Below are 11,221 nucleotides of genomic sequence, written 5' to 3' on the forward strand. Positions count from 1 at the left end.
CCCAGCGGCAAGCTGCCCTGCCAATGGGCATGGGTCCACTGCGCCAGCAGGTAGCGCGACACCGAACCGGAGGCGCCCCCCAGGGCAATGAACAGAAGATACTTCATAGGGTCGCCTTGGCCGCAGCTCGGGAGGGGCGCATTGTACTGATTTTGTCAGCGAAAGGCAGCTGCCGGGCGGCATCGCGGCGCCCACGAAAGCGAGCGCGGGTGGTTTCAGGAGTACCGGCGGCGCGGGCTGTCCCGGTCCAGTTGCCGCAGGTAATCCAGCTTGGCGCGGATCTTCTGTTCCAGTCCGCGATCGACCGGGGCGTAGTAGCGACGGTCCTGCAGTGCCTCGGGAAAGTAGTTCTCTCCGGCCGCGTAGCCACCCTCCTCGTCGTGGGCATAGCGGTAATCGTCGCCGTGGCCCTCCGCTTTCATCAGGGCAGTGGGTGCGTTGCGCAGGTGCAGTGGCACTTCCTCGCTGCCCTGGGCGCCGACCTCCGCCATGGCCGCGTTGAACGCGCTGTAGACAGCGTTGCTCTTGGGGGCGCAGGCAAGGTAGACCACCGCCTGGGCAAGGGCCAGTTCTCCCTCGGGACTGCCCAGGCGTTCCTGCACCTGCCAGGCGTCCAGGCACAGGCCCAGGGCGCGCGGGTCGGCGTTGCCGATATCCTCACTGGCCATGCGCACCACCCGGCGGGCCAGGTACAGCGGATCGCAGCCGCCGTCGAGCATGCGGCACAGCCAGTACAGCGCGGCATCCGGGGAGGACCCCCGCACCGCCTTGTGCAGGGCGCTGATCTGGTCGTAGAAAAGGTCGCCGCCCTTGTCGAAGCGGCGCAGGGAGGCCTGCAGGACCTCCGCCAGGGTAGCCGCAGTGATCTCGCGCCCGGCGCTGCCCTCCTCCGCCAGGTCCGCCGCCAGCTCCAGCAGGTTCAGGGCGCGCCGGGCATCGCCGTCGGCCTGCTGGGCAACCTGGCGCAGACATGCCGCGCTGGCGCTCACGGCGGGCTCCAGCGCCGCCAGCCCGCGCTTCAGCACCGCCAGCAGGTCTTCCTCTTCCAGCGAACGAAGTTTGTAGACCCTGGAGCGGGACAGCAACGCGTTGTTCAATTCGAAGGAAGGGTTTTCCGTGGTGGCGCCGACAAAAATCACCGTGCCATCTTCCACATGGGGCAGGAACGCGTCCTGCTGCGACTTGTTGAAACGGTGCACTTCGTCGACAAACAGCACGGTGTTGCGCCCCGCCGCCCGGAATTGCCTGGCCTGGGCGATCGCCTCGCGAATTTCCTTGACGCCGGACAGTACCGCTGACAGCTGCAGGAATTGCGCATTGGCACCCGCAGCCACGATCCGCGCCAGCGTTGTTTTGCCGACACCGGGCGGCCCCCAGAAAATCATGGAGTGCAGTTGCTGTCGCTCAATCGCCTGACGCAGGGGTTTACCCGGCTCCAGCAGATGACCCTGGCCGGCAAACTCACCCAGGGTGGCCGGGCGCAAGCGCGCCGCCAGGGGCTGGTAGCCCGGCTCTGCCGCGTCGCTGAACAGGTCAGTGCTCACGCTTACTCGTCGTGGTAGAGAAGATCCGCGTCCGGCGGCGGGCTGAAGTCAAAGTCCAGCGGCGCCAGCGAGGTGGTCGCGTCCAGTGCACTGAACTCGATCACCACCTGCTGGTTCAGGTTATCCAATACCTCCATGCCGTTGATCACCGCGCCCTCCAGGCCCAGTGTCAGCTGCAGGAAGCCGGCATTCGGGTTGTGCGGGCGCAATACAAACCGGCCCTCACCATCGCGGCTGACGGCATAGTCGCGACGGAGGGCCTCGCCATCACCGCCCAGTACCTGCAGCGGCGTCATCGCCTCACTACCCGTAACCGGACGGCGGGTCACGGTTTCCAGGTCGCGGTCATGGTGCCAGAGGTAGCGGGGATTGGCGATAATCAGCTGGCTGTCGGGGCTGGTGATTTCCCAGGCGAAATAGCCGGGCCGCAGCAGGCGGAACCTGCCTTCGGACTCCGCCGTGACCGTGCCATCAAGTGCGTACTGACGCTGGCGGAACTCGCCCTGCAGGCGTTCTATGCCCTGCAGTGACTGCAGCAATTCATCTACGGCCTCGGCCCGCAGTGCGGGTGCAACAAGCACAAGCCCGGCGAGGATCAGCGACAGCAGGCAGGCGCGGTTGAATCGGGTCAGGTCTCGGGGCACGGTAGTTTTCCTGTGGCTGGGAGGATGGCGAAAGGTGGCGTCACTTACTCGGGCGGGGACGGCGCCAGCACCTCGCGCTGGCCGCTGCTGCTCATCTCGCTCACCACCCCGGCTTGCTCCATGGCTTCAATCAGCCGCGCCGCGCGGTTATAGCCGATGCGCAACTTGCGCTGCACCGAAGAAATGGAGGCGCGCCGGCTTTGGGTGACGTAGTGCACCGCCTCATCGTAGAGATTGTCGCTCTCGGGATCTTCGTCACCATTGCTGGCCTGAAGTTCCCCGGCGGTGACCGGTGTCATGCTGCCTTCGTCGAGCAGGCCGTCGATATACTTGGGCTCCCCGCGGCGCTTCCAGTCTGCCACCACACGGTGCACCTCCTCGTCCGAACAGAAGGCCCCGTGGACCCGGGTCGGCAGACCGGAACCCGGGGGCAGATAAAGCATATCGCCGTGCCCCAGCAGCTGTTCGGCGCCGCCCTGGTCGAGGATGGTGCGGGAGTCGATCTTGGAAGACACCTGGAAGGCGATCCGGGTGGGAATGTTGGCCTTGATCAGGCCGGTAATGACATCCACCGAGGGCCGCTGGGTGGCGAGGATCAGGTGGATCCCGGCTGCCCGGGCCTTCTGCGCGATGCGTGCGATCAACTCCTCCACCTTTTTGCCGACGATCATCATCATGTCGGCAAATTCATCGATGACCACGACAATCGAGGGCAGGCTTTCCAGGGCCGGCGGCTCCTGCTCTTCATCAGTCAGGGCCAGAATCGGGTCCGGTTTCCACAGCGGGTCGAGTATGGGCTTGCCTTCCTTGACGGCATCGCCGAGCTTGCGGTTGTAACCGGCGAGATTGCGCACGCCGAGGTGAGCCATCAGCTTGTAGCGACGCTCCATTTCCGCCACGCACCAGCGCAGGCCGTTGGCGGCGTCTTTCATGTCGGTGATCACCGGGGTCAACAGGTGCGGAATGCCGTCGTATACGGACAGCTCCAGCATCTTCGGATCCACCATCATCAGCCGCACCTCCGCGGGGGTGGACTTGTACAACAGGCTCAGCAGCATGGCATTGACCCCGACCGACTTGCCGGATCCGGTGGTGCCCGCCACCAGCAGATGCGGCATCTTCGCCAGATCGGCCACCACCGGCTCGCCGGAGATGTCGTGACCCAGGGCCAGGGTCAGGGGCGACTTGGAATGGTCGAAGGCGCGGGACGACAGCACTTCCCGGAAATTGACGATCTCCCGGTCCTCATTGGGGATCTCGATGCCGACCACCGACTTGCCGGGGATCACTTCGACCACCCGCACGCTGATCACCGCCAGGGAGCGCGCCAGGTCCTTGGCCAGGTTGGAAATCCGCGATACCTTGACCCCGGCAGCGGGCTGGATCTCGAAACGCGTGATCACCGGGCCCGGGTACACCGCCACCACCTCGGCGCTGATGCCGAAATCCGCCAGCTTGAGCTCCAGCAAGCGCGACATGCCGGAGAGCGCCTCTTCGGAAAAGCCCTTGTCGGGGTCCTTGACCTGTGCATCCAGCAGGCCCAGCGCGGGCAGCTCTCCGGTGACCGGGGCATCGAACAGAACCTGCTGCTTCTCCTTCTCCACCCGTTCGCTTTTTTCCACCTTCGGTTTGAACGGCTTTATCTTGGGCGGCTTGCGCTGCTTGCCGCGCTCCACATGCTCCTCGATGACCGCCTTGCGGGCCTCCAGCGCTTTCTCCCGCTCGCGGCGGTCGCGGATGCGATCAAAGGTGGCGATGCACCAGCGCCGCAGGCGCCCTGAGATATCCAGGGTCCAGCGGCCCAGGCGCTCGATCAATCTGAGCCAGCTCAGGTCGGTGAACACGGTCATGCCAAACAGGAACACCGCGAGCAGGATCAGGCGGCTGCCGATGGCGCTGAAGGCCGTGGTGAAGGCATCGCCGATGGCCTGGCCGAGGATGCCGCCGGCACCTTGGGGCAGACCGGAATTGCCGGTATCGTTCATCGCCGCCAGCGCAGTCCCGGCAATCATCACCAGCACCAGGCCCAGGGCGCGAATGCTGAAAGTGACCCAGTCGAAGGGTTTATTGCTGTGCCGCTCGCGCAGGATAACGAGGGCGCGGTAGGCCAGCAGTAGCGGAAACAGGTAGGCGGCATACCCCACCAGCGAAAAGGCGACATCCGCGACCCAGGCTCCGGTGGGCCCCCCGGCATTGGCAATACGCCCGCCGACCCCGGTGGCGGACCAACCCGGATCCCTCGCACTGTAGGTAGTCAGGGCCAGCAACAGGTACAGGCAGACCGCGCCGACGGCGATGAACGCCCCCTCGCGCAGCCGGGGGCCCAGTACGGTATCGTTGCGGGTTTTTTCCGGCACGCCTTGCTATCCCCTTGTACACGCTGGCGAAAAGCCATTTTTCCGCACAGTTTACTTCGGCAATTGTGACTTATTTTATGATGATATTCAAAAGCTTATAAAGGATATTTAGAAATGAACTCGCCTTTGCCGGGAAGCGGGGTTTACATTACCATAGCTTGCCCCCATTGAACCCCTGGGCGGGTGGCCTGAGCCGGTCGCCGCAAGCACTTCATTTAACACCAGCAACCGGGAAATGACCACTATGAGCGATGTCCAGCACCACCCCCTGATCATCCTGGGCTCCGGCCCCGCGGGTTACACGGCCGCCGTTTATGCCGCCCGGGCCAACCTGAAGCCGGTGGTAATCACGGGAATGCAGCAGGGTGGACAGCTCACTACCACGACAGAAGTGGAAAACTGGCCCGGCGGCCACGCGGAGCTGCAGGGCCCCGAGCTGATGCAGCAGATGCAGGCCCATGTGGAACGCTTTGAAACCTCGGTGGTCTTCGACCACATCGACACGGTGGACCTGTCCGTGCGCCCCTTCCAGCTTGTAGGCAGCAACCGCTATAGCTGTGATGCACTGATCATCGCCACCGGCGCCTCGGCCCAGTATCTGGGCCTGCCCAGCGAGGAGGCCTTCATGGGCAAGGGCGTCAGCGCCTGCGCCACCTGTGACGGTTTCTTCTACCGCAACCAGAAGGTCGCGGTCATCGGCGGCGGCAATACCGCGGTGGAAGAAGCATTGTACCTGGCCAATATTGCCTCCGAAGTGGTGCTGGTGCACCGCCGCGACAGCCTGCGCGCAGAGAAGGTGCTGCAGGATCGCCTGTTCAAGCGCGAACAGGAGGGCAAGGTACGGATACTCTGGAACCACACTCTGGACGAGGTGCTGGGCGACAGCAGCGGTGTGACCGGCATGCGGGTCAAGGCCACTACCGACAGCCAGACCACAGAGCTGGACCTGGCAGGCGTGTTTATCGCGATCGGCCACAAGCCCAACACCGATATGTTCCAGGGCCAGCTGGCCATGAAGGACGGCTATATCACCATTCACAGCGGTACCGAAGGCAACGCCACTGCGACCAGCGTGGCCGGCGTTTTTGCCGCCGGTGATGTGGGCGACCATGTCTATCGCCAGGCCATCACTTCGGCGGGGTTCGGCTGCATGGCGGCGCTGGACGCCGAGAAGTACCTCGACAACCTGGGCTGAGCTCCGTGGCAGGGATTGTCCGCCTCGCCCCGGGGCAGGATTTCCCGCCCACCGCCCTGGCCCTGGATTACCCCAATGGCTTGTTGGCGGCGGGCGGCGGGCTCTCCCCCGAGCGACTGACTGCCGCCTACCGCCGCGGCATCTTTCCCTGGTACGAGGCGCCGCAGCCCGTGCTCTGGTGGACCCCGGACCCCCGCTCCGTTCTCTATCTCGATGACTTGCACCTCTCGCGTTCACTGCGCAAGACCCTGCGTCGCAACCGTCTGCGATTGGCGGTGGATCGGCGCTTTGCTGCCGTTGTTGCGGCCTGCGCGGCTCCCCGGCGCGGCAGCGACGGTACCTGGATCGGGGAGGATATGCTCCAGGCCTACCAGTCACTGCACCGCCGGGGCATTGCCCACTCGGTGGAAATCCTGGACGAGGACGACCGCCTGGTCGGGGGGCTATACGGCGTTGCGCTGGGCCGGGCGTTTTTCGGTGAATCGATGTTTTCCAGGGTGCCCAGCGCGTCCCGGGTGGCCCTGGTCGCCCTGGTCCACATCCTGCGCCGGGCAGAGTTCCGATTGATCGACTGCCAGGTAGAAAGCGCGCACATGAACACAATGGGGGCGCGCAACATCAGCAGGCTGGACTTTGAAGCAGAGCTTGCCCACACTGTAGACGCGAGCGTAGATCCAGCGATCTGGGAGCTGCCGGCCAACTGCGGAGACCTGCTACCGTGACCTCATCCCTGCGGGACCTGAAGGTGTATACCACCTATCCCCACACCTGCAGCTACCTGAAAGACCAGGAAGCGACGACCCTGTTTATCGACCCCCGCCAGGAGGTCGACCAGCTTCTCTACAGTCGGCTGTCCCATATGGGCTTTCGGCGCAGTGGCAACCACATCTACCGGCCACACTGTGGCCGCTGCAACGCCTGCATACCCGCACGGATACCCGTTACCCACTTTGCCCCCAGTCGCGCCCAGCGCCGGACCTGGAAGCGCAACCAGGATTTGCGCGTCGTGCGCAGCGAGCACATCCGCGACGATGCAGCCTACGACCTTTACTACCGCTATATCGAACAGCGCCACGCCGATGGCGACATGTTCCCGCCGGATCGGGAGCAGTACCAATCGTTTCTCAACAACGCCTGGGATTGCACCCGCTATTACCGGTTCTTTGAGGGGGAGCGCCTGCTGGCGATAGCGGTGGTGGATGTCCTGATAGATGGCCTCTCGGCCATCTATACCTTCTTCGAACCAGCCGAAGAGCCCCGCAGCCTGGGCAGCTACGCCATCCTCTGGCAGATTGACCAGGCCCGGGAGATGGGGCTGGAGTACCTCTACCTCGGCTACTGGATTAAAAACTGCGACAAGATGGCCTATAAAGCCGCTTACCGGCCGCTGGAGCTTTACCGGGAAAGCCAGTGGCAGGCAGCCACTTAAGCCTCGCCTGAGTATTTGCCGGGAAGATGGCCGCGCGGATGGGCCTGTCTCCCGGCCGGCCAGCTGCGCACTCTGCGAAGCTTCGCCGTATCAACCCCTGATCAAACCGGGACCAGGGTTCTCCAGTCCCGGACACGACGGGATTGGGAGGATTGCGGGTCGCTGGCGGGAATATCGGGCAGATGTGTCGAGAATTTTTACATTACGACCTGCGAGGCAGCGGGGCCTGATATTTTTTTCATTATTATCATGAGCTTATGAATTCTGGCTCAAAAAAATGCTTTAGTCTAAGCAACCCCTTTTGACGGAGATACCCTGATGTTGCGCACCTTGAAGATACTTGTAATGTCTCGTACCGTGCTGCTGTCCTCCCTGCTTGCGGGGCTGGCACTGGCGCCCGCCGCGAATGCAGCCTTGATCAGTGGAAACACCAACTCGACTGGCGTTGGCTATCTGTACTTTTCACTGACCTCTGATTCGCCCTTCCAAATTTTTTCCATCACCACTTCGTGGGATCCGGAACTCTGGCTGGGTAACGATGACGGTGATTTAACCGTGGATGACTGGTTTGCCAATAACGACGATGGCTTGGAATTTGCCGGGGACGCGATCATTAACACCGTCCTCACCGCCGGTGATTACATTGCCGCGATAGGTCCCTTCAACTTTACCGCCGAAGAGGCAACTGCGGGCACCGTTGGAGAATCCTTTTCGCAAAGCTTTCAGCTGGATGTTACTGCCTCGAACTCCGAAATCATTGTGCGCGATGGCTCGATGGTCAACAACGTGCCCACTCCTGCCACACTCGCGCTCATGGGTCTTGGCCTCGCCGGCCTTGGCTGGGTCCGGCGCAGGAAAGTGTGAGCAGAACGCCAGACAACACAGCCCACTTCGGTGGGCTTTTTTGTGGGTGAAGCGCTTGTGGATGTCGGGCCTAACCGGTGAGCACCCGCTGGATAAATAGGCCGGAGTCGCAGCTCCTGTCCGTGAACCACCAGACAAAATGGCATCAATCGGATAGGAATGTATGACACCAGAACAAGCCTGATAAATCAGTTGTTTAGTGGAATAGCGATGCTCGGGAGTGATGCCGAAGTACGCTGTTCAACAGGGAGATGGAGGCTCGGGTCTCGTCCGATGGCCCGTCTCACCGCGTCGCAACAAATCGCGAAAAACCTTATAAATACAGTACTTTTTCCAATTCCGTTGTCTTGGCTTGGTTCATGCTGTAGCATGGAATTAATCCCTCTATGTAGGATAGGTTGAGGGATGGATTTAAAGCAAAAAGTTCGATTCCGGAAAAGAAGTGGTACCCACATAGGGGTATTGACAGTGCCTAGAATTGCGAAAGAGTTATCCGACGCTCATGTCCGCCGCCTGAAGTGGGGATCAGTCCAGTCAGGCCCCAGCCGAGGCAAGCCCTGTCCCAAGTTTCACGCCGTCGGAGGGGTCAACGGGCTTTACCTGCAGTGCACCCCTCCTCCTCCTCAGAGCGACACCTTTGCCCGCTCCTGGGTTCTGAAAACGATGGTGGGGCGTACGCGACAGGAGCTGGGCTTGGGGCCCTACCCTGAAGTCACCTTATCCATGGCGCGCCAAAAGGCTCGTGAGATGAAGGAGCGAATCAGGCAGGGTATTGATCCCAAGACAGAGCGAAGGGCTTTGCGCTCTTCACTGCTGGCCGAACAGGCCAAGTCGGTCACTTTCCGCGCCGTGGGCGAATCCTACCACTCAAAGAAGGCCCGCGAGTACAAGACCATAAAGCAGACCAAGAAGCTGCAAAGCATGCTGGAAGCCTACGCCTATCCCGCCCTCGGTAACCTGCTGGTGGCCGATATTGAGCGGGCACACATAATCAAAATGCTGACTCCTATCTGGGAGACCAAAACCGAGACCGCCACCCGAGTACGTGCAGTTGTCGAGCGGGTCCTGGATATGGCTGGCGCTGAGGGGCTCCGCGCTGGTGACAACCCCGCCCGCTGGCGTGGAAACCTCGACCTGTCCCTACCGATGCCCGGCAAAATATCCTCAGTCCGCCACTTCCGCGCTATGCCGATGTCGGAGCTGCCCGAGTTTATGCAGGAGCTTTCCGCCAAACAGACTACTGGAGCGCTGGCTTTGCGGTTCGGGATTCTCACGGCTGCTCGATCTGGTGAGATCCGGGGCGCAACATGGAGCGAGATCGACCTTGACGATCAGGTATGGACTATACCTGGAGCCAGGATGAAAAACGGGCGCACCCACAAAGTGCCACTCTGCCCGGATGCGACTGCCCTGCTGGAGCGTCTCCCTCGCGACGATGATAGCGATCTGGTTTTCGTCAGTCCGCGGGGGAAGCAATTGTCCGACATGACCCTGACCAAAGTCTTAAAGGACATGGGCCACAAGGTCACGCAGCATGGGTTTCGGGCCACGTTCCGCACATGGGCACAGGAACACACCAGTTATCCGGAGGAAGTCTGTGAGCTGGCCCTGGCACACGTCAACAGCGATGCCACCCGCGCCGCCTATGCCCGGTCCGAACTGATCGAAAAACGCCGCACCCTGATGGCTGATTGGGAGCGATTCTGTCAAGAGGGACTGGCGACCAAACCCGCTCAGAAATCATGACTGAACTGCGTCGCGCAGGGAGCGACTGCATGAGGCCATGGCCGTTCGGGAAACAGCTCGTCGACCGCGGTAAACATGGGGGGGGAAGTGCCGACGGGATCGCGTCGCTAAATCCCACTTGGACTACGAATACCTAACCGCGGTAAGGTGGTTACAGTGTAACCACAAACCCCGTCACGCGCTGACAGTGTTTTTTGTTGCGAAAGCACCGGCGCGCCAAGGCCTCGTTTCCCCCTGATATAGTGCCGGTGCACATCGAAGCCGAGGTCCATCGAGTTGATTGCCTCGAAACCAGTACCCACATAGTGCATGGTCGCTCAATTGTGTACTTTCCGGTAGCGAGCCCGGTTTGCCCATAGCTCACCGAGGCGGTGCTGATGGTCACCGGGTTGTCGTAGCTCAACCAGGTGATCAACGGTGCCCCATCCAACGTGTCCAGGTTACCGTTGACATCGTAGGTGAAGGTCTCGGACGGCGACTGCTGCGCTGCCAGCTATCCTGAAAACCAACGCCAGGAGAGGTAAAAGACAAGAGCCAGAACACCAAGGGCTGGTATCCCCCATACGCTACCACCCGACATGACAGCCCAAGCCCGATCCTTAGGTGCCGACTGTAGCCGTTCGCGGGTTGGAGGATGATTTCGGGAAATATAGACTCGCAGGAACATGAAGCACACGTAGCCGATGGCTGTGAAGATCGCGGGGTAATTCACGGGCTTCCCGAGCAGAGCAGCGAACATGAAGCCTGTTCCTATCAGGGCAGCCCCAATGAGGGCAAGACCTCCATAGAGCTTGATTGGTCCCGGGGTAAGGATAAGTACGCGTAAGTGACTCTCTCTGTCGGTCATAAGACTCCTGCTCGCCTGCCGCTATCACCGCACATCGGCCCTCAGTCAAGCAACTTAACTACGCAAACCAAAGGGTATCATGTGAATAGTAGCTAATATGATAAACATGGCTAGAGCACGGGTGAAACGGTTCTCTTCATGTTTAAGTATCGAGGAAAAGAAGTGAATGTCCTCTTTCGAAAAATACAGGTAACAGCCTATCCAACAACCGGTGCCAAGTATCACCGAGAAAATTACTTTTCCAAGTGGAGCACCATTGAAATGAGCAATTGCCAAGAGTAACAAACTGTAAAGGAGCCATAAAACTCGGAATATCCAAACCAGCCAAGTTTTCTCACGAGAATTATCCATCTCAGTCCTCGACTGCATCCAGAGTTGCCATGCCACCGAAGAAGCCAAAATTTGAAGTGAGTCTGCTTACAGCTGCAGGATGGCTGCCAAGAATTGGGACTCTGCCCAGAGCCGACTGAAAAATTATCTGAATGACAAAAATTGACGCGGGCGTAGTGGCCCCATCAACTCCGTCAGCCTGGTATGCAGGGACAATATTGACCGCTGAGAATGCACCTGTCGCTGTCGCAATTGCAGGTGAGCC

At 60.9% G+C, this 11,221-nt stretch carries 9 protein-coding genes; 5 read left to right on the forward strand and 4 right to left on the reverse strand.

Going from position 1 to position 11,221, the window contains the following annotated elements:
• Positions 1-215: 215 nt before the first annotated feature.
• Genes RJQ10_RS15350 through RJQ10_RS15360 form a run of 3 tightly spaced genes read right to left on the reverse strand, consistent with a single transcriptional unit; the run spans position 216 to position 4,545 of the window.
• On the reverse strand, positions 216-1,544 hold the full coding sequence (locus tag RJQ10_RS15350; RefSeq protein ID WP_350148161.1) for a replication-associated recombination protein A: 1,329 nt from the start codon (positions 1,542-1,544) through the stop codon (positions 216-218).
• A 2-nt stretch (positions 1,545-1,546) separates the two neighbouring features.
• A complete protein-coding gene (gene lolA / locus RJQ10_RS15355) occupies positions 1,547-2,188 on the reverse strand; it encodes an outer membrane lipoprotein periplasmic chaperone LolA (protein ID WP_350148163.1) in 642 nt (213 codons plus the stop codon).
• Positions 2,189-2,232: 44 nt separating this feature from the next.
• Complete coding sequence (locus RJQ10_RS15360) at positions 2,233-4,545, reverse strand: DNA translocase FtsK (RefSeq protein ID WP_350148165.1); 2,313 nt, start codon at positions 4,543-4,545, stop codon at positions 2,233-2,235.
• A 244-nt stretch (positions 4,546-4,789) separates the two neighbouring features.
• Between RJQ10_RS15360 and trxB the strand changes: the two genes are divergently transcribed.
• The 5 genes from trxB to RJQ10_RS15385 all read left to right on the forward strand — a co-directional run bounded on the left by trxB (position 4,790) and on the right by RJQ10_RS15385 (position 9,779).
• Positions 4,790-5,740, forward strand: a complete 951-nt coding sequence (gene trxB / locus RJQ10_RS15365; protein ID WP_350148176.1) for a thioredoxin-disulfide reductase — start codon at positions 4,790-4,792, stop codon at positions 5,738-5,740.
• Positions 5,741-5,745: 5 nt separating this feature from the next.
• Positions 5,746-6,462 carry a leucyl/phenylalanyl-tRNA--protein transferase gene (aat, locus tag RJQ10_RS15370; RefSeq protein ID WP_350148167.1) on the forward strand — a complete coding sequence of 239 codons (717 nt, stop codon included), beginning with the start codon at positions 5,746-5,748 and terminating at the stop codon, positions 6,460-6,462.
• Positions 6,459-7,169, forward strand: a complete 711-nt coding sequence (locus RJQ10_RS15375) for an arginyltransferase (protein WP_350148169.1) — start codon at positions 6,459-6,461, stop codon at positions 7,167-7,169. The genes aat and RJQ10_RS15375 overlap by 4 nt, the downstream gene beginning before the upstream one ends.
• Before the next feature lie 318 nt (positions 7,170-7,487).
• A complete protein-coding gene (locus RJQ10_RS15380) occupies positions 7,488-8,033 on the forward strand; it encodes a DVUA0089 family protein (RefSeq protein WP_350148171.1) in 546 nt (181 codons plus the stop codon).
• 468 nt (positions 8,034-8,501) lie between these two features.
• The gene (locus RJQ10_RS15385; protein ID WP_350148173.1) at positions 8,502-9,779 is read left to right on the forward strand and encodes a tyrosine-type recombinase/integrase; all 1,278 of its coding nucleotides are present in this window, start codon (positions 8,502-8,504) and stop codon (positions 9,777-9,779) included.
• A 1,199-nt stretch (positions 9,780-10,978) separates the two neighbouring features.
• Here the strand turns inward: RJQ10_RS15385 and RJQ10_RS15390 are convergent.
• The coding region (locus RJQ10_RS15390; protein ID WP_350148175.1) for a hypothetical protein at positions 10,979-11,221 on the reverse strand (243 nt) is incomplete at its 5' end.

The sequence above is a fragment of the Haliea sp. genome, from assembly GCF_040222615.1.
Classification (GTDB): Bacteria; Pseudomonadota; Gammaproteobacteria; order Pseudomonadales; family Halieaceae; genus Haliea.